This window comes from Reichenbachiella sp., from assembly GCF_039941815.1.
Taxonomy (GTDB): domain Bacteria; phylum Bacteroidota; class Bacteroidia; order Cytophagales; family Cyclobacteriaceae; genus Reichenbachiella.
On sequence record NZ_JBDVDW010000062.1, the window covers coordinates 105,907 to 127,833 of the forward strand.

Annotated in this window: 19 protein-coding genes; 7 read left to right on the forward strand and 12 right to left on the reverse strand. The window is 41.2% G+C overall.

Translation table 11 applies throughout. The features are described from left to right. Positions 1 to 27: 27 nt before the first annotated feature. The 3 genes from tpx (at position 28) to ABJF11_RS16240 (ending at position 4,254) form a co-directional block, all read left to right on the forward strand. A complete protein-coding gene (tpx, locus tag ABJF11_RS16230) occupies positions 28 to 528 on the forward strand; it encodes a thiol peroxidase (RefSeq protein ID WP_348121091.1) in 501 nt (166 codons plus the stop codon). Between the two features lie 749 nt (positions 529 to 1,277). Further along, entirely contained in the window at positions 1,278 to 1,622 is a 345-nt protein-coding gene (locus ABJF11_RS16235; RefSeq protein ID WP_348121092.1) for a PadR family transcriptional regulator, read from the forward strand. Positions 1,623 to 1,629: 7 nt separating this feature from the next. Continuing rightward, positions 1,630 to 4,254, forward strand: coding sequence for an FtsX-like permease family protein (locus tag ABJF11_RS16240; protein WP_348121093.1), 2,625 nt, complete (start codon positions 1,630 to 1,632; stop codon positions 4,252 to 4,254). Positions 4,255 to 4,371: 117 nt separating this feature from the next. Here the strand turns inward: ABJF11_RS16240 and ABJF11_RS16245 are convergent, their stop codons facing one another. Next, a complete protein-coding gene (locus ABJF11_RS16245) occupies positions 4,372 to 5,919 on the reverse strand; it encodes a beta-N-acetylhexosaminidase (RefSeq protein ID WP_348121094.1) in 1,548 nt (515 codons plus the stop codon). Positions 5,920 to 6,114: 195 nt separating this feature from the next. Here ABJF11_RS16245 and ABJF11_RS16250 point away from each other — a divergent pair, with 195 nt between their 5' ends. Further along, complete coding sequence (locus ABJF11_RS16250; RefSeq protein WP_348121096.1) at positions 6,115 to 6,522, forward strand: DUF3052 domain-containing protein; 408 nt, start codon at positions 6,115 to 6,117, stop codon at positions 6,520 to 6,522. Here the strand turns inward: ABJF11_RS16250 and ABJF11_RS16255 are convergent, their stop codons facing one another. Then, on the reverse strand, positions 6,523 to 8,298 hold the full coding sequence (locus ABJF11_RS16255) for a TIR domain-containing protein (RefSeq protein WP_348121098.1): 1,776 nt from the start codon (positions 8,296 to 8,298) through the stop codon (positions 6,523 to 6,525). A 142-nt stretch (positions 8,299 to 8,440) separates the two neighbouring features. Between ABJF11_RS16255 and ABJF11_RS16260 the strand changes: the two genes are divergently transcribed. Beyond that, the gene (locus tag ABJF11_RS16260) at positions 8,441 to 9,013 is read left to right on the forward strand and encodes a peptidylprolyl isomerase (RefSeq protein WP_348121100.1); all 573 of its coding nucleotides are present in this window, start codon (positions 8,441 to 8,443) and stop codon (positions 9,011 to 9,013) included. A gap of 75 nt (positions 9,014 to 9,088) precedes the next feature. After that, entirely contained in the window at positions 9,089 to 10,036 is a 948-nt protein-coding gene (locus ABJF11_RS16265) for a pyridoxal-phosphate dependent enzyme (protein ID WP_348121101.1), read from the forward strand. Here ABJF11_RS16265 and ABJF11_RS16270 read toward each other — a convergent pair. Beyond that, a complete protein-coding gene (locus ABJF11_RS16270; protein ID WP_348121102.1) occupies positions 10,003 to 11,061 on the reverse strand; it encodes a UDP-glucose--hexose-1-phosphate uridylyltransferase in 1,059 nt (352 codons plus the stop codon). The genes ABJF11_RS16265 and ABJF11_RS16270 overlap by 34 nt on opposite strands. Beyond that, the gene (gene galK / locus ABJF11_RS16275) at positions 11,051 to 12,232 is read right to left on the reverse strand and encodes a galactokinase (protein WP_348121103.1); all 1,182 of its coding nucleotides are present in this window, start codon (positions 12,230 to 12,232) and stop codon (positions 11,051 to 11,053) included. The genes ABJF11_RS16270 and galK overlap by 11 nt, the downstream gene beginning before the upstream one ends. A 104-nt stretch (positions 12,233 to 12,336) precedes the next feature. Between galK and ABJF11_RS16280 the strand changes: the two genes are divergently transcribed. Beyond that, positions 12,337 to 13,041, forward strand: a complete 705-nt coding sequence (locus ABJF11_RS16280; RefSeq protein WP_348121104.1) for an NUDIX domain-containing protein — start codon at positions 12,337 to 12,339, stop codon at positions 13,039 to 13,041. A gap of 17 nt (positions 13,042 to 13,058) precedes the next feature. Here the strand turns inward: ABJF11_RS16280 and ABJF11_RS16285 are convergent, their stop codons facing one another. The 8 genes from ABJF11_RS16285 to ABJF11_RS16320 are packed head-to-tail and all read right to left on the reverse strand — an operon-like array spanning position 13,059 to position 21,920. Beyond that, entirely contained in the window at positions 13,059 to 13,418 is a 360-nt protein-coding gene (locus ABJF11_RS16285) for a response regulator (RefSeq protein WP_348121105.1), read from the reverse strand. Positions 13,419 to 13,422: 4 nt separating this feature from the next. Continuing rightward, positions 13,423 to 14,250 (reverse strand): protein-glutamate O-methyltransferase CheR, encoded by an 828-nt coding sequence (locus ABJF11_RS16290; RefSeq protein WP_348121106.1) that lies wholly within the window; start codon positions 14,248 to 14,250, stop codon positions 13,423 to 13,425. A gap of 29 nt (positions 14,251 to 14,279) precedes the next feature. Next, positions 14,280 to 14,909, reverse strand: a complete 630-nt coding sequence (locus tag ABJF11_RS16295) for a hypothetical protein (protein ID WP_348121107.1) — start codon at positions 14,907 to 14,909, stop codon at positions 14,280 to 14,282. Between the two features lie 17 nt (positions 14,910 to 14,926). Further along, entirely contained in the window at positions 14,927 to 16,747 is a 1,821-nt protein-coding gene (locus ABJF11_RS16300) for a chemotaxis protein CheA (protein ID WP_348121108.1), read from the reverse strand. A gap of 15 nt (positions 16,748 to 16,762) precedes the next feature. After that, positions 16,763 to 17,788: a chemotaxis-specific protein-glutamate methyltransferase CheB gene (gene cheB, locus ABJF11_RS16305; RefSeq protein ID WP_348121109.1), complete on the reverse strand. Its 1,026-nt coding sequence runs from the start codon at positions 17,786 to 17,788 to the stop codon at positions 16,763 to 16,765. A 1-nt stretch (position 17,789) separates the two neighbouring features. After that, positions 17,790 to 18,644 carry a chemotaxis protein CheW gene (locus ABJF11_RS16310; RefSeq protein ID WP_348121110.1) on the reverse strand — a complete coding sequence of 285 codons (855 nt, stop codon included), beginning with the start codon at positions 18,642 to 18,644 and terminating at the stop codon, positions 17,790 to 17,792. Positions 18,645 to 18,664: 20 nt separating this feature from the next. Then, positions 18,665 to 19,411: an AAA family ATPase gene (locus ABJF11_RS16315; RefSeq protein ID WP_348121111.1), complete on the reverse strand. Its 747-nt coding sequence runs from the start codon at positions 19,409 to 19,411 to the stop codon at positions 18,665 to 18,667. Next, on the reverse strand, positions 19,404 to 21,920 hold the full coding sequence (locus ABJF11_RS16320) for a methyl-accepting chemotaxis protein (protein ID WP_348121112.1): 2,517 nt from the start codon (positions 21,918 to 21,920) through the stop codon (positions 19,404 to 19,406). The genes ABJF11_RS16315 and ABJF11_RS16320 overlap by 8 nt, the downstream gene beginning before the upstream one ends. Positions 21,921 to 21,927 lie beyond the last annotated feature (7 nt).

The window sequence follows — 21,927 nt, forward strand, 5'->3', positions numbered from 1 at the left end:
TTTACTATCTAAACTAAAGAACTGACTATGGCTTCCATTACACTCAAGGGCAATACTATTAATACCATTGGCAATCTACCTGATCTAAATAGCCAGGCACCAGATTTTGACTTGGTAAAAAACGACCTCTCGCACACCTCTCTAGCAGACTTCAAAGGTAAAAGAGTAATTCTCAATATTTTCCCAAGCATAGATACTGGTATTTGTGCAGCCTCTGTACGCACATTCAACAAGGAAGCTGCAGGACTAGCCAATACAGAAATTCTGTGCATATCAAGAGATCTTCCTTTTGCGCAAGCAAGGTTCTGTGGAGCGGAAGGTATTGGCAGTGTAATCACGGTCTCCGATTTTGCCACTGGGAGTTTTGGTGAGAATTATGGTTTGACTATCATTGACGGTCCGATGGCACACCTGCATTCAAGAGCCATAGTGGTACTGGATGAAAACCATAAAATCATCTATACAGAACAAGTCCCTGAGATAGTGCAGGACCCTGATTTTGAAAAAGTGCTGGACGTTTTAAAATAGACAGCAAGAATATCGACCGACTGAGGGGATATCATATGCTCTAACCCAAAAAAGTACAACCGAGAACAACAACTATCTTATTTGAGATGGATAATATAATGTTGAATTAAATTATTCTAGAAAATGACAATCAAAGAAAACCTTTCTTTCGGCAGAATTGCGTCCATCAATTACGAATCAGGGAATCACCGCATCAATCCTAAAATAATAATGTAGTGATAATATCTAAGCTCGAGGTAGTTATTATCTTGCGCTCGAAAAATGGGAGTCTAAGTCCATTTATCATGCCTTTTAATGCCGTTGCCTTAGGGTAACGGCATTTATACAGCTTGCTTTATTAGGGAGGATTGTTCAAATCAAAGCTCAAATTCCAAAAATGAAACTGCTTTTGTTTCTATCTGAAAAATAGTTGTCTGATAGCCATAAATATGCACAAGGCCATGTAAACATAATCCTTTCCCAGGAACGCTTCATTTACTTCTTTTACTATATTTTTGATCAATTTCATCATCTTCTTTTACTTTTTAGTCAACTAATATGAACCCTTAATAACATGGTTGAGGCTGTTTTAATTTGAATATGAAGTTATGGGAAGTAACGGGTACTAAAAGGACGCGAAAGTATAGGATTCGGACATCCTATAGCACACACTTGTCATCACATCCTAATCGGTCTAAATTTTTATTTAATACTAGATTGTAGAACAAAAAAAGTTTAAATTCGTATTTGTTCTACAATCTAGTATTATTATGACAGAAACACGTTTAGGAGAATTTGAAGAGGTTATACTCTTGCTGGTTGGTATCTTGGGCGAACAAGCCTATGCTTTCAATATAGCTCAGGAGTTTGAAGTCCAGACGCACAAATCCACGGCTATTGGAGCAGTACACTCTACACTAAGCAGGCTTGCCGACAAAGGCTTTCTCACTTCGAAGGTAGGTGGGGCTACCACAGAAAGAGGTGGTAGACGTAAGAGAATATATTCCATTACCGCAGAAGGAGAGCAGGTGCTTTCTAATGCCCGAGAGCTAAGACTATCATTGTGGAACCAGTATCCAAAATTCTCCCAAGGAAGTCTAAGTTTTCACCTATAGATCATCTATGAAAGATGCTTCTACCCATCCTCCAAGGCTAGCCTCGAAGTTACTACGCCTAATGATCAAATCAGACTTGTATGAAGAGGTCTCAGGGGATTTGTACGAGCAATTTTTGTATACACGAGAGCGAGAAAATCTTAAACAAGCCAAACTCAACTACTGGTTTCAAGTCATGCACTACATCAGACCTTTTGCACTCAAAAAAACAAAGTCAAAACACTCAAATCAAATTATTATGCTTAACAGTTATCTACTCATTGCCTTCAGGAACCTTATCAAACACAAATTTCACAATAGTCTTAATATTTTAAGTCTGGCCATTGGGTTCGCTGCCTGTTTGGCCATTTACTTATTTATTGAGGATGAAAAATCCTTCGACCAGCACGCCAAGCGCTCGGCGATCTACCGACTCTGCGAAGTGCAGAGTTTTCCCGGGACGAAAGTGCAAAACGTAGCTCTCTCCATGCCTGGTATGGCACCGGCCTTTCTTACCGATTTTCCCGAAGTGACGAATTATACCCGAGTCTGGGGTCAGGGAAAACGAATTTGGAACCAAAATGGTGTGCCGCATCCTGTAGATCAGGTAATGGCCGTAGATAGCACCTTCTTGGATATGTTTGATTTTAGGCTAATCTCAGGAGATAAGTCTACGGCTCTGGACGAACCTTACAGCATTTTGATTACCAAAACGGTCGCCGAAAATATCTTCGGTAGAATCGACGTTATTGGCGAAGCACTTGAAATGGAAGAAGACCTGTTTACCGTAAAAGGGGTCTTGGAAGATCTGCCTGACAACTCCCATCTACAATTTAAGATACTAATATCTATTACATCTATTACTGTTGAAGACCCGGGGTTTAATAGTCGGTGGGGTGGAAATTTTTTAGTGACCTACCTACAGTTGGTTCCAGAGGCTAATTTGACGGATATGTCAGACAGATATCCAGGTTACCTTGACAAAAATTCTGGCCGGGAAGGAATCAATGATTATATGACATTGTTTTTACAACCCCTCAAAGAAGTACATCTGGGCTCTACAAATATTCAGCACGACTATCAAAACTATCGCAAATTCAATGGTGAGTATTTGGATGTATTCTCCATAGTTGGGCTTTTTATTTTGATCATTGCTGCGGTCAACTTTATGAATCTCACGGTAGCTAGAGCAGGCACTCGCCTGAAAGAGGTAGGTGTACGAAAATCAATTGGAGCCAACAAGGGTCAGCTCTTCTGGCAATTCATTACGGAGTCTGTCTTGATGACCACATTTGCATTCTTTCTTGCCTTGATCATCAGTTACGTAGGGTTGGATCTGCTTAATCAGCTCATAGACCGCCATCTTACCTTGGGCACTTTACTCAATGACACTCATGTTCTTATTGTCATAGTAGCAATCGTTGTATTCCTTGGAATTCTAAGTGGATTATACCCATCTCTGTACATGTCCTCCTTTAGGCCGGCAGCCATCTTGAGAGGAGGAGTTATGAAAGATGGGAAATCAACTTTCAGAAGCACATTAATCATTACTCAATTTAGCCTGGCTATTGCCATGATCGTTGCCACTCTTGCAGTCCTGGATCAACTCAATTTCATGAAAAATAAGGATATAGGTTTTACCAAAGACCACATCATACTTGTCGATATGAATAAGACGGCTAATGATAAGTATGATGTGCTCAAGCAACGATTACTAGAGAACAGTAGTGTACTTGGAGTCACAGCCTCAGGCCAAAGATTGGGTAATAACTTTCATCAGTGGGGTGCCAAAGTAGAAAGTGATAGTGGAATAGTGACCTTCACTCCTTCTAATGTCAATGTTCACTTTGATTACTTAGATGTGTACGAGATTGATATCATCGCCGGGAGAAACTTCGACGAATCACGACAGTCTGACAATGGCATGGCATTTATTATCAATGAGTCGTGCGCCAGAGAAATGGGAGCTTCAGATCCAATCGGCATGCAAATGGGGCACTCATGGTACGATGATGATTCCCTTGGACATATCATTGGGATGACAAAAGATTTCAATTTTAATTCTTTACATCACAGAGTCAATACTCTTGCACTCGTGATTCATACGGAATGGGGATATGACGAACTCTCGATCAAGCTTAATGGGGACAACATCCAATCTGGCCTAAATCATTTGGAGACTGTCTGGAATGAGCAGATTCCTGATTACCCATTAGACTATAATTTTTTGGAAGATCATATGCAAAATTTGTACAAGAGTGATCAGCAAATGAGTGCTGTCATCACCATTATTGCTATTCTGAGCATCTTCATAGGAAGCATGGGGCTATTTGGGCTATCTGCATTCACAGCCGAAAGAAGAATGAAAGAAATCGGTGTGAGAAAAGTCCTCGGAGCAACAATTGGTGATCTATTTATTACACTCACAAAACATTTTGCTCTCCTTATCTTAATCTCGTTTTTAATCGCCACTCCCATCACATATTTATTGCTTTCTCAGTGGTTGGAAAACTTTGCATTCAGGACGGATCTAAGTCCTGTGATGTTTGCTTTGGCTGGAATTGCGGCATTAGCTATTGCAGTATCCACGATCAGCTATCACATACTCAAAGTAGCACGAGTCAATCCGATAGAATCCTTGAGGTATGAATAAGAAATAAGCAAGAAAGGTTTTTGCTGAGGTGAATAACTCTGTTAAATTCACCTCAGCTAGGCTTTATTCATGATTTTTTTAATGAACATCAAATTCACGCCCTGGCTAGAGCATTCATTACTCGCTACCTAGAGAATTCTGACCTCCCCAATCTACCAATGGAGATCGGTAGAAGTCTATCTCTTGCTCCTTTAATCGACTTGTGTGACCCGCCAACCTTTTACGATAAGTAGCCCAGCTTCTAACTGACTGTGGGGACCACCCTATTTCGGCATATCCGGGAAGCCTGGGGAAAACCAAATATTCAATATCATCCATCTGCTCTACCGTCTCGGTCCAGAGTGGAGCTTCAATACCATAAATCAGTTTAGGATCTATAGTACTGTTGATCGTATCGGGATCCCAGTTGTAAGCCTGGTCCACTTCAATATAGGATGCCCAGGCCAACCCCAAGCGGGTGGTGCTGTCATACTTCATATCCAAATAGGCCAATTTAGCAGGAGATAAAATAATCCTATTGCCTTTTTCTGCTGCCAACACGGCATTCCCCGCACTATTCCATTGTTGGACGATTGTACCTCCTTCAATCTGAGCTTGAGCTATTTCATCCCATCCAATCATAGTTTTGTTGTACTTGCTTACAATCTCTTGCACTCGGTTTATAAAATAGATGTAATCATCTTTTTGAGTAGCATGAGATTCGTCGCCTCCTATATGAATAAATTCACCTGGGGTGATGGCAGCCAGTTCTTTGATGACAGAGTCGACAAATTCATAAGTCTCTTCTTTATCTGTACAGAGCGTACTAAAGCCAACTTCCGTACCTCTGTATAGTTCTCTTGGCAATCCATCGCAATTGAGTTCTGGATAAGAGACCAAGGCTGCTTGGGTATGCCCAGGCATATCAATCTCAGGAATTATTGTAATAAATCTATCTGCAGCATACTCAACCATCTCTTTGAAGTCATCTTGCGTATAAAATCCACCCGATCCCGTTCCTACTTCAGATGTCGAACCAACTACGGTCAATTCAGGCTTTGACTGAATCTCTATCCTCCAGCCCTGATCATCCGATAGATGCAAGTGCAAAGCATTGAGTTTATAATCGGCAAGAAAATCAATGTATCGCTTGACATCATCTTTCCCAAAAAAATGTCTTGAAACATCAAGCATAGCCCCCCGGTAGGCATATCTTGGGTAATCCAGGATTTCGCCTGTTGGTATTGCGATATCTTTCGTCATTCCTGCTGGTATCAATTGCAAAAGTGTCTGTATACCATAAAACACTCCAGCAGGATTAACCGCACTAATTTCTACTTTTTCTCTATCAATTATTAGTCTGTACCCTTCTGTTCCTAGAATGGTATCCTTCGGGGTTAGCTTCAGAATTATTCCTGCTTCCTCTGCCTCACCGGAGACTTCTAGTCCACCCAGAGACTTAGACAGATTTACTGCCTGATTCATTAGTGCATCTTCTGAGGGGCTAATGGTCGTCTCATCAGTGAAGAGAAAACTGCTATGACTAGCAGTGATTTCAACAGGGTGAGGTATTAAGACATGATCGCTGAGATCCAAACGTGGAGGTTCGGGAGTGCATGAGCTTAGCATGACCACACACATAAATGCAACAATGGAAAAAAAGACATACTTCGATTCTAAATTCATCTTTCGATTTATTTTAATTAATTAGAAAATTAGAATTAGAAGTTTTGGGGGTGGGTATAAAACTCAGCAAATTAAAACTAGATTAGAAGAGTTCTACAATATAAATATCGCTTTTATAAATCATTTTAAACAATAATTGCTGAAATTTATAGAAGATAAGAGACTGAATTCCTATTCGAAAATAATCCAACCTCAATGAATGCAGGCTACTCTACTACACCTTTGGCCAAAAAACTGGGCATCAAATCAAGTGCTAAGATTTTTTTGATCAATGCCCCGGAACACTATTTTGATCTTTTTTCTGATTGGCCAGTCAATACAGAAATCGTAGAAGAACCTGCGCCTGAGTCTGTTGACTTTATTCATATTTTTTGTCAGAAGAAAGAGGATTTATTGAACGGCAATGGCTACATAAAATATTTGAAAAAGAATGGTCTTCTGTGGATCAGCTGGATCAAATTATCATCCAAAATGCCTTCCTGCTTTAAGGAAAACGATATTCGGGACTATTTTCTAGCTGCGGGATTAGTAGATGTAAAGGTGGCGGCAGTAGACAAAGACTGGAGTGGGCTCAAATTTGTGTACAGATTAGAAGACCGCTGACTACTTGATTTCCCAAAGTTTGGCTGTACGATCGCTGGATCCAGTAATGATTCGCTTGCCATCTGGTGTAAACGTAACATCATTGATCTGACCTGAGTGCTTTGCGAATCTCTGTAATATCTGACCATTGATCGACCAAAGTATGGCAGTATGATCGGCGGAGCCAGTGAGTACTTTTTTCCCATCCGGTGAAAATGCCACTGCATTCACCGCCTTTTTGTGCCCTTTCAATTTTTTGTTTTTTCGGTCTTTTAGCCTCCACACACGAGAGGTCTTGTCCTTAGAGCCTGTGATAATGAATTTTCCATCTGGGGAGAAGGCCACAGCTGTCACCCAGTTGATATGACCTGAAAATTCGGCTACCATATTGCCTTTCAGGTCCCACATCCTGGCGGTGTGATCATTGGAGCCAGTCAATACATATTTGCCATCAGGCGAGAATACAGCACAATTGATCCACTCTGTGTGTCCAACAAAATCTTGAACAAAGGTGCCATCCAGCTTATACATCCTTACTGTTTTGTCAAAAGAAGCGGTCAGTACAAATTGTCCGTCATGAGAAAAGGCGACATCGCTCACATGAAAAGTGTGACCTGAAAACTCCCCGATCATCTTACCATTGATATCATATAGCTTTGCCGTTTTGTCCCAGGATCCTGTAAGCATTCTATTTCCATTGGGAGAATAAGCCACGGAAGTCAGCCAGTCTGTGTGCCCCTTGAGTTCTTCAATCAGATTGCCATTCATATCCCACAGCCAAGCAGTATTGTCCCAACCTTTGGTCAACAATCTTCTTCCATTTGGGGCTATGGCTATGCTTAGTATTTCTTTTGGTGCTGCAAATTCTTTAAGCAAGTAGCTCTTTTCTTTGGGTTTCGCCTTTGGTATCAAGGTTTTTCTAGTCATGACTGAAATGAAATTTTCAGCTTGTGTGGCAAATTTACCATTAGGAAAGAGTCGTAGATATACCCTATAACTCACCACAGAATTTTCTCCTTCGGCTTCCTGCCATGCCTGCTCATCCTTCAGCTCATTGATTCGCTGAAAAGCAAGGTCTTTGAATTTTCCTTTAGGATTTTCTTGAATATAAGCCTCTAATACTTGAACAGAATTTGCGATCAGCGCCTTTTCCCAACTTTGTGCCTCATGGAGGCTATCGATTTTGAATATTGCCCTTTTTACAAACTTTCCTTCTGGATAATTTTTCAGGTACTTCTCATAGCCATCACTCTCATTTTGAGACAAGTACTCCTTCCAGTCTCTCGACTCTTCACTTCGGTTTTTTTGTTGAATGGATAGTATAAAAGTAGTCCAGACGACCAATAGCATCAAGGATACAAAAGCGACCAGGCTTTTAAATATTTTGGTGGAAATTCTTTGGGGAGGATGCCCAATCAGATCATAGATATCTCTGAGTAAAATACGTATTGTTTTATCAGCGGTATCTCCATTCCAATGTGATAAATTGGTATATTCCAATACAGGCAAGGTGTGAGTCTTATGTACGTCATCATATACAATCGATACAAGATTGCCCTTCTTCAATCCCAATTGAGCCTGAGCCACGATCGTCTCATGGTTGATGGCATTGGGCGACCAGCATACCACAATACAATGCGCTCGTTTTAGAGCAGATTGTATTTGGGCATCAAATTGCTCATCATCAGCTATTGCCGACTCCCACCAGGTCGACCATCCGAACTCTTCCAGTGCCGCAGCAAGTTGCCTCGCCCTGCGTTTATCTTCAGGTATGTAACTAATGAATACTTCGCTCAATGTCCCAATGTTGAGTTTTAGAATTGAATATAAATATTAATCGGGATAATTATGGAGTAATTTAAGGTCTGAGCCTAAAACAAATAAATATTATAGTATATCTTTTCGAATAACTAACACACAATCTAACGTATCAATTTTTATGAAAACCCTTCCTATTCTTTTATTGCTTGCCTGTGGTTTGATTCAATGTAAAGAAAAAACCATCACCTGTGCTATAGAAACAGAAATGGGTATGATTACAATAGAATTATATCCCGAAGCAGCTCCAAAAACAGTAGCAAATTTTCTCCAATATGTGGACAAAGGATTGTACGAACAATCTTCCTTTTTCAGAGCCTGCACACCTGAAAACGAAGCCGATCGGGAGGTCAGGATTGAAGTAATCCAGGGTGGAGATATGGCTGAGGAGAAAGAGCTGGCTCCCATCGAAATCGAAACTACAGCTATTACTGGATTATTACATAAAAATGGAACCGTATCTATGGCCAGAAGCGAACCCAACACAGCTACTTGTAGCTTCTTTATTTGTGTGGGTGACCAGCCAGCACTTGACTTTGAAGGGTCGCGTAATCCAGATGGCTATGGATTTGCTGCCTTCGGACAAGTGATTGAGGGTATGGATGTCGTCCTGCGGATACAGCAAGTAAAGGAGATTGATCAATACTTCATTGATCCGGTTCAAATAATTGATATCAAGAGAATTGATGATTAGAATGATTTCATTTCATCTATTTTCCATTTCTATTCAGAAGACATCATAGAGCTTTGGCTTTCAATCCATTTTCCTATGATTAAACCATCTGATATTTTAAGTGCACATAACCGAATTGCTCCATACATAAGAAGGACGCCTATAGAGTATTCGTCTTATCTAGCTGCAGAAACGGGTCTGTCCGTCTATTTCAAACTAGAGAATTTTCAGGTATCTGGAAGTTTCAAGCCCAGAGGCGGGTTCAACAAAATCCTTCAAAATCTCAATTCAGAATTTGTGGCTCCTACGGCAGGCGGTCATGGAGTAGGCCTTTCCTATGCAGCCAAAGAGCTGGGTGCTAAGGTGCATATTTTAATGCCCAAGTTTGCAGATTCTGATCGTATGAAAGATATCCAGGCGAATGGTGCTTCGATAGAATTCTTTGATTCGGTACCAGAAGCCCGAATTCGAGCCAAAGAATTAGAGGCAGAAAAAAACTACGTTTTTGTATCGGCCTTCAATGATGCAGAAATGATTGCAGGAGGTGGCTCCATTGCCGTGGAGTTGCTAGAGCAGTTGCCAGATGTTGATTGTCTGGTTTGCGGTGTAGGTGGCGGAGGTTATATTGCGGGTATGGCAATCCTTCTTAAGGCCATCAATCCAAAAATAAAAATCTACGGGGTACAACAGGAAAATTCACCTTTTCTTGCTGAATGGTTTAGAACGAAATCTTATCCAAAAGATTTGGAGATGAAAGTGTCAATTGCAGAGGGTATTGGGGCAGCTGTTGAAGAGGAATCCATTACCTGGCCATATATTGACAAATATGTCAATGATTTTTTTGTGGTAAGTGAGGAGGAAATCAAGGAATCTTTGATTTGGTTGCTTCAAAACCACAAACATTATGTCGAGCCCTCAGCTGCAGTAGGACTCGCTGCCATTAGAGCCAATACCTCTCATTTTGAGTCCTTCGATTCTATTTGCACTGTACTGACCGGAAGAAATATGTCTTATGATAAATTCAATTCTGTTTTAGCCAGATAGTGAAGTTCTGATTGTTTGTTGAGCTGTGCTGCGGCAAATTCTGGTGTGATATCGCGCTGAGGGTTACCTAACAGTTCATAACCTACCATAAATTTTTTGACGGTGGCTGATCTTAAAAGTGGTGGAAAAAAGGTCATATGCCAATGCCAGTACGGATGACCTTGCCCATCATATGGTGCCTGATGTATTCCTGCGGAGTATGGAAAAGAGGTTTCAAACAGATTGTCGTATTTGATGGTCAAATATCTATACGCCTCTGCAAGGGAGGACCTCTCCTCAAAGCTCATTTCAATGATGCGAGCCATTCTTCTTTTCGGAACAATCATAGCTTCATATGGCCAAGCGGCCCAATAAGGCACCAGTACTGCCATATGATCGTTTTGAAATATTAACCGTTCGCCCATTTCCAATTCCTGACCCAGGTAATCTGACAGCATATCTGAATGGTGCTTTTCGAAATATTCTTTCTGTTTAAGGTGTTTTTTGGCAGGTTCGACCGGGATGGATTCTTGCGCCCAAATTTGGCCATGTGGATGTGGATTAGAACAACCCATAGTGGCTCCTTTGTTTTCAAAAATCTGAATGTGATTGATCATTTCCAAATCACCAATTTCAATGCATTGCTCTATCCATAAATCGACGACCTGTTCAATTTGATTAACTTCCATTTCGGGAATAGTCAGATCGTGACGTGGCGAAAAACAGAGGACTTTGCAGATTCCACGCTCACTTCGTGCATGAATCAATCCTTGCTTAAGCGCTCCTACTGGCACATCAGACTGAAGTGCCGCGAAATCATTTGTAAAGGCAAATACGTTTTCATATTCTGGATTTTGGAGGCCTCCTACTCTTTCGTTGCCTGGACAGAGGTAGCATTCCTGATCATATTGCGGTCTTTCATTTACCGAGGCCTTTTCTACCTGACCCTGCCATGGTCTTTTGGATCGATGAGGTGAAACTTGCACCCACTCTCCGGTAAGAATGTTGAGCCTGCGGTGAGAATGCTCATTCGAATCAAATTTCATTGTTAAATTCTAATGTTCTATTACTAACTCCTTCAGAAATACTGACTCGATAGCACATGGCTTCAATCCCTGTAATATTTTTATAGATCCTTAAGGTATGATCAATCACTTCGTCGACTTTAGATTTTAGTATTAGGTTGATTGTGCATCCTCCAAATCCTCCACCCATCATTCTACCTCCTATGAAACCATTGCAGGTACTTGCTATTTCGATGAGCGTGTCCAACTCTTTGCAACTGACCTGATAGTCATCTTTGAGTCCCAAATGTGTTTCTTTCATCAAAGCGCCTACGGTAATGATATCACCAATCATCAAGGCCTCGCATACCTGCTGAACACGTAAGTTTTCTGTGATGACATATTTACATCTTCGATAGACTATCTCGTCCATTAATTTCCTTGCTACTTGAAGATCTTCCAAGGAAGCATCTCTCAACGATTTTACTGAAGGTTTAATTTTCTGTATTGATGCGACTCCTTCTTTGCACTGGGCATGTCGCACATTGTATTCTGTATCGGTCAGGTTGTGCTTGACTTTAGAATCAAAAAGAATGATTTCATAGTCCTTGAAGTCAGCAGGATAATACTCATATGACAGATTGCGACAATCAAGTTTGATTACGTGCCCTTCTTTGCCCATACAGCTGGCAAACTGATCCATAATACCACATTGGACGCCAGCAAACTTATGTTCGGCAGACTGGCTCATCAGGGCAATTGATATCGGATCGATATCAAGATCGAAAAGTTCATTCAAGGCCCATGCGAAACCACATTCTAAGGCAGCTGAAGAAGACAGACCTGCTCCCATTGGGATGGTACTGTGAAACATGAGGTTGAAGCCTTCTAATTTGTGACCTGCAATATTAAATTGATCAATGACGCCAAGAAGATAATTGACCCAGTCGAATTCTACAGGCTGAATCGGATCGTTAATATTGAGACCATGAGTTTCCGAAAAATCCAAAGAAACCAGATTAATTTCATTTGAATTACTTTTTTGAATGTAGAAATAAGCAGCCAAATCTATGGCAGCCGGCAGGACAAAACCATCATTGTAATCGGTGTGTTCACCAATAATATTAATTCTACCAGGAGCCCTGATCACCTGAGGCTCAACACCATAAGTACTGATAAAAATCTTTCGTGCTTCTTCCTTATTAATTGTCATTTACTGAGTAAATTAAACGTAAATTAAACGTTTAACTAACTAATATCCAAGTTGTTTGTCAGATTTTCAAAAAATGCTGCTAATTTAGCTTTGTTTCCATCACTATGAATACTGTCACATCTTACAGCAATGCCAAACCCATCTTTGTGGCGGTTGATAATGTCATCTTCGGCTTTGATGTAGCCGCTGAGCGATTAAAAATTCTACTATTTAAAAGGCAAATCGAACCTTTTAAAGGACGGTGGTCATTGGTAGGCAGCTTTGTTAAGCCGGAGGAATCTACTTTATCGGCATCCATGCGTATTTTGAGCAAATTCACAGGATTATCAGATGTGTTTCTTGAGCAACTGCGCTGCTATGGTGCGGTGGATAGAGACCCTGAAGACCGTGTGATCTCTATTGCTTATTACAGTTTGATCCAATTAGATGAGCCTCAGAAAAAACTTGTTGAGGTGCATAATGCGGCTTGGTTTGAATTGCAGGATTTACCAAACCTGGTCTTAGATCATGAGCATATGGTAGAAGATGCCTTGGCAAGGCTAAAGGAGAATGCAAGAAGAAGACCTGTAGGATTTAATCTCTTGCCGGCTAAATTTACTTTACCACAACTGTTCAAACTCTATCAGGAGATTTATCAGCTACCAATTGATGACCGTAATTTTAGAAAAAAGATTCTAGCTACTGGATTATTGAACAAGTTGGGCACAAAAGACAAGTCTGGCTCCAAAAAAGGTGCTTTTCATTATGCTTTTGATAGAAGTAAATATATTGAATTGGAAATGCAGGGATACCACATCGAATTCCATTGACCCAGTTGTATTTACAACTATACCACTCTATTTACCACGGCAATCAAATCTTCAGAGGTAAAGGGTTTAACTATATATTCGGCCGCTCCCAATTCGATTCCTTCATTGATCACTGACTGCTGACCAACAGCACTCACCATAATTACCTTTGAGGGTATGCCTTGTTGTTTGAACACTTTGAGGATATCTGTACCAATCATATCCGGTAGGATGTTGTCCAAAGTTATCAGGTCGGGACTAAGCTCCATAGCAAGGTCTATTGCGGTTTCCCCGTTTGGGGCCTCTCCTACAACATCGTATCCTTCTGCTTTAAGTGTATCTTTGATGAGTGTACGCATGTACATCGAGTCATCTACTATCAATACTTTTTTGCTCATTTCCTTATTTTTTTAGTTTCTTCTTTTTGTAAATTCTTGTTCTGACATCAAAAACCTCAAACAATTCCTTCCCACTATCGGGCATAATATCATAATACCCTATGATCAGAAATCCGTCGTCAGCGAGGCTTTTATGAAAGAGTGTAAGTACTTGAAGTTTTAATTTTTCATCAAAGTAGATCATTACATTCCTACAGAATATTATGTCATGTTTGATCGTCATGTCGTCATGCACCAAATTATGTTTTTGGAAGGTGACATGACTTTTATAGTCAGGTTTTATGGTGGCGTGGCTTTCATTAAAATTAAAAAAATCAGCCAGTTTCTTACTTGGGTAAAAAGACAGGAATGGTTTAAGATATTGCTCTAAAATCAGCAGAGAATAGTCGCCCAATTTGGCCTTTTTCAATGCAATGGAGCTCAAATCCGTAGCTAATGCGCGGGTTTTGCGAAGCATGCCTTTCTCTTCTAATACAATGGCCATAGTATAGACCTCCTCGCCAGTCGAGCATCCCGCATGCCATACACTTAATCGGTGTTTTGCTGCATAATGGTCGAGTATGCGGTCCTTAATCACTAACCACGCATCTGGATTTCTAAATAGCTCAGTCAGGTTTACGAGAAGGTCATCTATGCCCCTTTCAAAAAATTCCTTGTCTTTCAGTATTCTGGCCCACAACTCAAGCATGGAGCTCATTTTGTGTTTCATCATTAGGCGCACAATACTACGCTTCAGAGACTTTTTTTCATAATTAGTGAAATCCAGTCCATACCTATTTTTCAAGGCTTGCATTAGTGCATCTAGTTCTTCGTCCGATATACTGTCTATCACATTGGTAGCTTTTACTCGTTGGGATTAAATTAGATTATCTCTCTGGTAAGTACTTGTTCTGCATTATCCTTCATCTTGTTTAGAAAACTCTCCTGAAGTAGCCACACAAACTCTGGTCGGACGTTTAATTCAGGAATATTGAATATCGCTCTAAATTCTACCTTAGAATCATAAACAGCAGATTCGGCCTGTATATACTTATTGACTTCGCTGGCTTGCATGACATGCAGCGAAGGTACATTTCCATAAATTTCAAGATCGAGAAAATTGGCCAGCTGAGTGATAACGGAACCTGCCACCATATTATCAATTTCTGTCAAAAACTCAAGCTTCATTAGCCGGGTTTCTGGATTATTAGTCATGAGCACTTCTTCGGGTAGGCCTACATTCTGAATTTTTTGAACTTCATCTTCAGAGAAGATCAAATGACAAAATCCTTTAATATCTCCTACGAGCTCCGTTTTAAGCAGATGAGTTTTATTTTCTGTTTTGGTACAATACTGAGGCACATCCAACACTCGGTCGAGTGTGGTATCAAAGCTAACCAGGTTGGTCTCACTGCCGAGAACACTTTGGAGGGCCTTCGCTGCTTTTGACAATCCAAACCGCAGCAGTTTATTGGTGGCGTCGACTTCCCTTTCTGTCAAATTATCGAACATAGCGTGTAAGTTTAATACTAATTTTCACTTTCTACTGTTTTCTGAGCTAATGTTTTAAACATTAGATCTGTGATGGTAGAAACATCAATTACCAGGCAAACTCTACCGTTACCTAAAATGGTAGTGCCGCTCAGCAGCTTGGTTTTCTCTAATGGCTTCACCATCGATTTTTCTATTATTTCTTTTTGTTGCAGTAGTCTGTCTACTACTACTCCAAGCAATTTTCCTGCGTATGATAATACAATCACATCGAGTTTTTTGTCTTCTTCGGTTTGCTCAAATGATTGGTGTAACACCCCCTCTTTTTGACAATCCATTAGGTTTTCCAACCCTATGATATCCTTCAAAAATATTAATGGTATGGTTTGATCAAGATACTGCGCCATCAGGCCGTCTGTAATGCGATGGATTTCATTTTTGGTCAGCGAAATGACCGCTTCGGTAAACGATAGCGCTACAGCATACTCTTGCTCGTCCAATGCGAAAAGCAATGCTCCTTTTAGTGCCATCGACGAGGGTAGATTCAATTTGATGGTGGAGCCCATCCCTACTTCGGTATCGACATTGATTTGGCCTCCAATAGATTCGGCTGCTTTTTTTACAACATCCATCCCAACTCCTCTGCCTGAAATTTCAGTGATTTTTTCGGCATTTGAGAATCCAGGTTCAAAAATGTACATAATCACTTCTTTGTCTGAGAGGTGCTCCGCAAGTTCTTTTTTGGCCAAACCTTTTTCTACAATTTTCTTCCGGATGATATTAGCATCTATTCCATTGCCATCGTCTGATACTTCTATGACTACATTGTCTTTTTCGTAGTGCGCGCTTAGTATGATGGTTCCTCGTTCGGGTTTTCCTTTTGCCTTTCTGGTCTCGCTGTCTTCGATGCCGTGGCTTACTGCATTTCGTACCAAATGAATCATGGCGTCACTCATGATTTTTAGAATATTTCTATCTATTTCGCATTCCGTGCCTTGAAGAACCAAGCCAACATTTTTAGATTCTATGGCGGCTACATCCCTGACTATTCTATGAAATTTATTGAACAAAAATCCAACCTGAACCATCCTGGCATTCATCACACTATACTGTAGATCTGAAGTGAGCCGCTGCAGCCCTTCGAACTCTGAGGTGCGCTTGCCATCAACGTTGCTTAAGGTGATGAGTCGATCTCTTTCGATAATAAGCTGTCCCACAAGTGTCATTAGCTCATCCATTTTTTTCACAGGAATCTGAATCACATCCGTGAAGGTGATCTCTGATTTGGTAGCTTGTGGTTTTACAACTTGATTTTCGCTTAACTCCAAGTCCTTTTCTCTTTCAAAATCAAAGGCTTTCTTCTCTTTCTCTTCAGCTATCTGAGTTGATACGGGCTCAGGTATTTCTTTATTAGGCTCAATAACAGGGGCTTCTTTTTGCTGGATTGGCTCATCTGTTTTGGCCTCCACGGCCTTAGTGTACTTTTCCAGAAGTACAAAAAGTTTGGTTTTGATTCCAAGGTAGGATACTTTTTGTTCGGTCTTAAGTGCATCGATTAGGGCTCCGAGTTTATCATTGGCCTTGAAGAGGCTGTCAAATAGATCTTTGTTGAGCGCCATGTTTCCTTGCTGTACAGCATCCATCACATCTTCCATCACATGTGTCAGCTCTGCTATACTATCGAATCCCATTCCCATGGCATTCCCTTTGAGTGTGTGCACAATTCTGAAAATGGAGTTGATGGAATGTATATCGTTGTTGTCGTTTTCCAGATCGGTAAACAGTCGATTTAATTCTTCAAAGTTCTCTAAAGCTTCGGAGTGGAAGAGTTCTCTATATTCTGATTCTTTTGACTTCAATGTTTTTCGGTTTTGTTATAAACAATTGACTAAAAAGCTCCCTATTTCTTTAATATCGATTGATTTTTCAATCGCCCCACATTCTACTGCTACTTTGGGCATGCCGTAGATAACGCTTGATTTCTCATTTTGCGCGATGGTATATCCGCCAACTTTTTTGATGGCAAGCATTCCATCTACTCCATCTTTACCCATACCGGTAAGGATGACGGCCAGGGCTCGGCTGCCGTATACTTCGGCGGCTGAAAGCATTATAGAATTGATGGAGGGGTTATTATATTCTTTGAATTGGCGGTCGGTAAAGTCGATGACTGTCTTTTTGCCTTTTTTCTTCAGGATCATATTTCCTGTACCAGGCGCAATGATGATTTTTCCGGGAGCGGGTTCCATATCTTTGGTCCCTACTACCACATTCAGCGGGCTCAGCTTATTTAGCCGTTTTACGAATGGCGCTATAAAATTGGTCGGCATATGTTGTCCAATAATCACTGGCACATTGAGGTTGGAGGGCAAAGAGACTATTATTTCTTCCAATGCGCTGGGACCTCCAGTAGAGGCTCCGATCATGATCGCACTATATTTACTATTCTCATCGAAAGTGTGCTTATGCGTGTTCTTGGAGCTGGCTTTGACAGCCATAGGCTTTGCTCTGGTTACGCTACGGATTTTCTGAATCAGCTCATTTTCAATCAGGCGGATTTTAGCATTTCCCCTCGAGGGTTTGTTGAGGTAATCTACGGCTCCTTCTTTGAGAGCGTCGAATATAGGCTGAAGGTTGGTGTTTCCGACGGAGCTCAGAATCAAAATGGGTAATGGCGCCGATTTCATGATGTTTTTTACCGCATATATGCCGTCAAATTCTCCCATATTCATATCGAGCAGTAGAATATCGGGTTTCAATTCTTTGACTTTTGCAAGTGCATCTTTTCCATCCACAGCAGCACCTACTACCTCAATACCGTCATTTTCGGATAAAATATCTGAAATGAGGAGGCGCATAAAGCCAGAATCGTCTGCTATAAGAACTCTTATGTTTTTCATACTACTGGCTGTCCGTTACGGATTCAGCTATTACTCTTATTTCGTCGCTTTCTATTAGTTCTATTATATCTAGAAGAATTATCATTCCATCTTCTTGCTTGATTAGCCCTTTGATAAATGTTTCATCCAGAACGGTATTGCTCATTATTTGGGAAGAGCTTTCAATGACATCTCCTTGTATCTTGAGGGTAGTTGGCACTTCTGCCACCAATATCCCAGCTTTGAATCGATCGCTTTTGATGATAAGAGCAAAATTCTTTTCATTAATCTCCTCTGGTTTAAACAATTCAAACTTGTTTTCCAGATCCATAATTACCATCACTGATCCCCTGATATTGGCTACACCTTTGATATACTCCGGTGCTCGCGGCAGTTTGGAGGTCTCCGGCTTGGGCACAATTTCTTTTACTTTGTCTATTTCCAGTGCGTATCGTTCTCCTCCTAATACAAATACGATGAGCTGGACACTTTGTCCCTTGAGCTGCTGTATTTCCTGGTCATATTTGGCCTTGAGTTGTTGACGATTCTCCATCTCTTCGGGAGTGAGATAGTTCGCTGGAAGTACTCTTTTGGCTATGGGATATGGTACTTGTCCTTCCTTTGCTACCTGATCTTGCGGTTTTGTCTCCTGAGCATGAATAGGCTCCAATTGCACGGGTGGCGCTGAGGCTACTTCAACTGGTTTTGCAGCTTTTTTTGTCACCTTTTTCGTCTGGATCGGAGTTTTCGATTTAGCCTTTGGCTTTGCTGGCTTAGGCGTAGCTTTTTTGCCAGCCTTACTTTTCGCAGTCGGCTGCTCTTTTCCGGGTTTGGAAGGAATCAATTTATCTTTCTTTACATTCTTACCTAAAGCCATCAACTATCCTATTTTTATGATCATTTTGCTTTTAATATTTCGTCTGCAAAGGACATATAATCCTTCGCTCCATTTGACGTGGGGGCATAGCTAATAAGGCTTTCACCAAACGACGGTGCTTCGCTTGCTCTCACGTTGGTTCTGATTCTGGAATTAAATATTTTAAAATTATAATTATCCTCTATATGCTCGAATATCTCTCTGCTCAGCTTTCTCCTACTGTCGACCATGACGGGAAGCAGACCTAAAATTTCCAGCTTTTCGTTGAGCACTTCTTTGATCTGATTGATCGTGGAAATAATTTGATCTAGTCCTTGCAAACTCAGGACTTCCATCTGCAAGGGCACGATTACGCGGCTGGCGGCATTGAGTGCATTGATTGTCAACAGCGACAACGAAGGAGGACAGTCTATCAGAATATAATCGTATCCTTTTGTGCTTGCCAGCACTTTTTTCAAAATCGACTCTCTTGCGAGTTCTCCAGCTATGTTGATTTCAACATCTGCCAAATCTATCTCAGCTGGAGCGACTACGAGTCCCTCTCGCTCGATAAGTATATCTTCGAATTCGACCTCACCGAGGATCACCTGACCAATAGATTTCTCTATTTCTAAGATGCCTAAGGAGTAGCTCAGATTTCCCTGTGCGTCGAGGTCCACTAATAATACCTTCTTGCCTCTCTTAGCGAGTGCACAGCCAAGGTTTACCGTGGTGGTAGTTTTGCCGGTGCCTCCTTTTTGATTTACTATCGCTATTACCTTAGTCATTAATTTCTGATTCTTTTGATAGTACAAATTGGCTAATACCCGTTTTGAGTTCTTCTGCTACTTTGGCCAGACGCTGGGATTTTTCGGTATATCCGGTCATCCCAGAAGAAAGCTCTGTAGCTGAGCTAGCGACTTGCTCTGTACCAGCGGCGGTCTCCTCAGCGATCACTACGACATTTTCGGTAATGGCTACTACTTCATTGATGTCTTTGACTTGCAATCCTGTGGCTTCCAAAATTTCTTGTGAGTGCCTAAAGGTCTTATCTGAGCTATCGGAGATTTCTTTGAAAACTTCGGATGCTTCTTTCGAGGCTTGTTCACCGTTTTGAACACTTTTGCTCATGATATCTATGACTTGAGCGGCTTCGGTAGTATCTGCCTGCACATCATTCACAAGCTTTTCAATTTCCTTGGCTGAATTTCTTGAATCTTCGGCCAGTTTTCTAATTTCTTCTGCAACTACAGCAAATCCACGTCCAGCGTCCCCTGCTTGTGCGGCTTCGATCGCTGCATTGAGTGCCAGTAGATTTGTTTGCGAGGCGATCTCAGTAATCACGCTGAGCACTCTAGTAATTTCGGCGGACCGCTCCGTAAGTACCTGGATTGAATCATGGGTCTTAGCGGAGTATTCAGAAATGTCCACCATATTGAATACGACTTTATTGACCATTTCGAGTCCTTTTTCACTGCTGGTCACCCCCAGTTTTGCTGCCTCGTTGATGGTTTCTGCCCGTTCGCCCATATTGTGCGAGGATCGCAATATCCCTTCGATGAGATTGGAGGATTCATCCACCTTTCCTACCTGAGTTTGTGCTCCTCCACTCATTTCTGAAATCGCCGATGCAATTTCTTTGGTATTGGTATTCATCTCTTCGCTGACCACGCTCATTTCGGCAGAGGATTCATCTATTATATTGGCATTATGAGAAATACTGTGTAGCAGTTTATTTAGATTATCCAACGCCTTATTAAGGTTGCCAGATAGTCTGGCCAAGTCTCCACTGGCTTGCTCGGTAAATCTTTTTGTCAGGTCTCCTTCAGCCATTGCATTGACGATATCGTTGACAGCCATGACTGGTTTGGACACCGATAGCAGCAGATTGTTGACTGATTCACTCAGGTCCTTCCACCCGCCTTGTTTGGCTTCTGTTTTTATTGTGGCATTTAGATTTCCTACCACTCCGGCTTCTTCTACTACTTCTTTGACTTCGTCGAGTACTTCTTTGAGGTTATCTCTCATCTTGAGGAGAGAGTATCCCAGTATGTCCTGTTCACTGGCTGCCTGGTAGGCAACCTCAAGATTACCTTGCCCTATTTCTTTAGAGAAGCTGGCCTTTTTACTCAACTCATCCACCAGAACGTTTACTGAGTCAGCCATTTCTCCGAGTTCGTCCTCCGAGTCTACAACAAGTTTCTTGTCTTGATTTAATTCTCCCAATGCCAATTTTTTGAGCAAATCATTTGACTTTTCTATGGAGGAGATGATTTGATCGGCTATGCTCCAAATAACCAGAGAGAGCAGCACCAAACCTATGAGTCCAACAATGATGGTAGTTCTAAATGTAGCATTAAAAGATTTTGTGATTTCGGACATGGGTACGACCATTCCTACTGCCCAAGGGTCGGAAGATCTGCCGACAGGAATAGGTGCCAGGGAAACATACACTTCTTCACCTAATCCGGCATCGTAACTGATGAACGAGGCAAAAGAACCGGTTCTAACAGATTCTTTTAAATCAACATCTCCTACGAGTCCCAGCGTATCGAGTAGATGGTTTCTAATCATTTTGTTTGGGTGAGCGACGATAGCGCCGTTGTTGGAGGCCAGAAATGCGTACCCACGATCAAAATCATCGAAGGTGGTCATACGTTCATAATCTTCCAGCGAGAGATCTGAACCTATGAGGCCTGCAAATTTACCATTGACAATAATAGAGGCGCTTTGTGATATTCCCAGGACTTTGGTTTTAACTCCACGGTCATAGTTGTCGTAAAAATATGGTTCTGTTATACCTTCATTCATTTTGATTTTGTGACGATAATAAATGCTGTTGACATCGTCTCCTTCAAGGTTTACAAAATCGTTATTATCCTTGAGCTCGTCATCTTTGAAATAGTAGGTGGTCCGCTGTCTTCCATAGGTTTTATCCCATTCCGGATCTATAGTTTCGAGCTCCCAACTGAGCCAAATGCCGTCATATTCTGGATAGCTTTTCAGAATATTAACCAGGAGGTCTTTTTGCATTTGTTCACGTTGCTCCTTTGGAAAGAAGGGATATGCTTTTATGATGTCAGCCATAGACCTAGATACAGCCATCCCTTCATCCAGCTTAGCTTTAATGTCATTGGCCTTTTGCAAGGCCAGCGAATTGGCCAGTTTTTTAGCTTCGACAATGGCATTTTCTCTAAGTTTGATACTCACATAGCTCAAGGTCACCACGTAAATGGCGATTGACACTCCAAGTATAAAAAGCATCATTTTTTTTCTTATGGCTATTTTTTTAAACATATGCGGT

Excerpts from the sequence above, each read along its gene's own strand:
- tpx (WP_348121091.1), top strand. The coding sequence starts at position 28 with ATGGCTTCCATTACACTCAAGGGCAATACTATTAATACCATTGGCAAT.
- ABJF11_RS16310 (WP_348121110.1), bottom strand. The coding sequence starts at position 18,644 with ATGGCTTTAGGTAAGAATGTAAAGAAAGATAAATTGATTCCTTCCAAA.
- ABJF11_RS16235 (WP_348121092.1), top strand. The coding sequence starts at position 1,278 with ATGACAGAAACACGTTTAGGAGAATTTGAAGAGGTTATACTCTTGCTG.
- ABJF11_RS16315 (WP_348121111.1), bottom strand. The coding sequence starts at position 19,411 with ATGACTAAGGTAATAGCGATAGTAAATCAAAAAGGAGGCACCGGCAAA.
- ABJF11_RS16270 (WP_348121102.1), bottom strand. The coding sequence starts at position 11,061 with ATGAAATTTGATTCGAATGAGCATTCTCACCGCAGGCTCAACATTCTT.
- ABJF11_RS16295 (WP_348121107.1), bottom strand. The coding sequence starts at position 14,909 with ATGTTCGATAATTTGACAGAAAGGGAAGTCGACGCCACCAATAAACTG.
- ABJF11_RS16280 (WP_348121104.1), top strand. The coding sequence starts at position 12,337 with ATGAATACTGTCACATCTTACAGCAATGCCAAACCCATCTTTGTGGCG.
- ABJF11_RS16245 (WP_348121094.1), bottom strand. The coding sequence starts at position 5,919 with ATGAATTTAGAATCGAAGTATGTCTTTTTTTCCATTGTTGCATTTATG.
- ABJF11_RS16320 (WP_348121112.1), bottom strand. The coding sequence starts at position 21,920 with ATGTTTAAAAAAATAGCCATAAGAAAAAAAATGATGCTTTTTATACTT.
- ABJF11_RS16260 (WP_348121100.1), top strand. The coding sequence starts at position 8,441 with ATGAAAACCCTTCCTATTCTTTTATTGCTTGCCTGTGGTTTGATTCAA.
- ABJF11_RS16240 (WP_348121093.1), top strand. The coding sequence starts at position 1,630 with ATGAAAGATGCTTCTACCCATCCTCCAAGGCTAGCCTCGAAGTTACTA.
- ABJF11_RS16285 (WP_348121105.1), bottom strand. The coding sequence starts at position 13,418 with ATGAGCAAAAAAGTATTGATAGTAGATGACTCGATGTACATGCGTACA.
- cheB (WP_348121109.1), bottom strand. The coding sequence starts at position 17,788 with ATGAAAAACATAAGAGTTCTTATAGCAGACGATTCTGGCTTTATGCGC.
- ABJF11_RS16265 (WP_348121101.1), top strand. The coding sequence starts at position 9,089 with ATGATTAAACCATCTGATATTTTAAGTGCACATAACCGAATTGCTCCA.
- ABJF11_RS16250 (WP_348121096.1), top strand. The coding sequence starts at position 6,115 with ATGAATGCAGGCTACTCTACTACACCTTTGGCCAAAAAACTGGGCATC.
- galK (WP_348121103.1), bottom strand. The coding sequence starts at position 12,232 with ATGACAATTAATAAGGAAGAAGCACGAAAGATTTTTATCAGTACTTAT.